Below are 1,328 nucleotides of genomic sequence, written 5' to 3'. Positions count from 1 at the left end.
CTCTCCTCCGCGGAGTCCTTCGGGCCTCGTGCGAGGAAACCGTCCCTGAAGGCGTTGAAGGTGTCCTGCTTGGAGAAGTTCTCCGCCCCGCGTGCGAATCGGACGGTCGGGACGGAGGCGGTCCAGCGCGGTGGCGTCGAGGTCACCGGCGACCGTCTCTGCGTACCCGACGCCACGGATCCACCCGTGCTCGTCGGGGACGGCCGCGGCCAGTGCGGCGGCCAGCGCGGCGGGCCCGGTCACCTCGGGAGGACCGCAACGCACCGAGGTGCCCCAGGCGGCGAGCGCGTGCAGGTGCAGGTGGTGGTCGCAGAGCCCGGGCAGCAGCGCGCCGCCCCGGCAGTCGTACCAGGCCTCTCCCGGCCGGCGGCCGAGGGCGGTGCCCACCTCGACGACGTGGCCGTCTTCGACGCGGACGTCGACCCCGGTGCGCCCGTCGAGTTCGGCGCCGCGCAGCAGCAGACCGGTCACCGGGACACGACGCCCAGCTCGCGCAGCACCTCGGCGGTGTGCTCCCCGCTCCGGGGAGCCCTCCCAGACACCAGCCGCCGCAGCGGGACGGCGACGTCGACCGGGCCGGAGGAGGCGTCGACGACCCAGCCGCCGTTCCGCGACCGGGCGGCCACCGAGCTCGGGGGCGTTTCCGCGACGGGATCCAGCGTGGCGGCGACCACGTCGGACATGGAGACGTCCCACAGCGCGCCCGAGCCGTCCGGCGGCGCCGTCGCGGCGAGGACGGCGGCGGTCAGGCCGGTGAGCGGGTCGGCGATCGCGTCACCGCAGAACAACGGGGTCCCGTCGGCGTCATGGGCGACCAGGCCGCTCGCCGCGGCGACGTCGTCACCGAAGCCGACCCGGTCGCTCCCGCGCCCGTACGCGGTGATCGAGATCCAGACGGTGCCGGCGGCGACCGCGGCCTCGGCGTCGAGCCCGAAACCGGCCAGCGCGCGGGGCCTGGACGCCTCGATGACGATGTCGGCGGCGTCGACCAGGGCGGCCATGGCATGCCGCCCGGAGGGGGTGCGGGGGTCGAGCACGACCGAGCGGTGCCCGGCGTGCAGCAGCCGGTAGAACGCGGCGTTCCCGCCCCGGGCGCCGTCCGGCCGCCACGGCGTCTCCACCTTGACGACCCGGGCACCGGCCAGGCCGAGCAGGTGGGCGCAGAGCGGGCCCGCCCACAGTGCGCTGAAGTCCACGACCAGCAGACCGTCCGGCGGCCGGGGCGTCACCGGCGCGGGCGGGGTGAGCGGGGCGGGCGGAACGGCCCGGTGCCGGACCGGGCCTGCGGCGACGCCGAGGAGCGCCGCCCGCTCGGCGAGCTCGGCACC

Annotated in this window: 2 protein-coding genes; both read right to left on the bottom strand. The window is 76.9% G+C overall.

Annotation, left to right across the window (positions count from 1 at the left end; translation table 11 throughout):
- Nucleotides 1-471, bottom strand: a 471-nt coding sequence (locus tag ABZ260_RS51155) for an amidohydrolase family protein (protein ID WP_355633264.1), incomplete at its 3' end; no start/stop codon positions are given.
- Nucleotides 468-1,328: CoA transferase (locus ABZ260_RS51150; RefSeq protein ID WP_355633262.1), on the bottom strand; the 861-nt coding region annotated here is incomplete at its 5' end. The genes ABZ260_RS51155 and ABZ260_RS51150, both read right to left, overlap by 4 nt.

This window comes from Streptosporangium sp. NPDC006013 (assembly GCF_040614275.1).
GTDB lineage: Bacteria > Actinomycetota > Actinomycetes > Streptosporangiales > Streptosporangiaceae > Streptosporangium.
The sequence above is the reverse complement of the archived record's forward strand: the minus strand, read 5'-3'. Positions and strand labels throughout refer to the sequence as shown.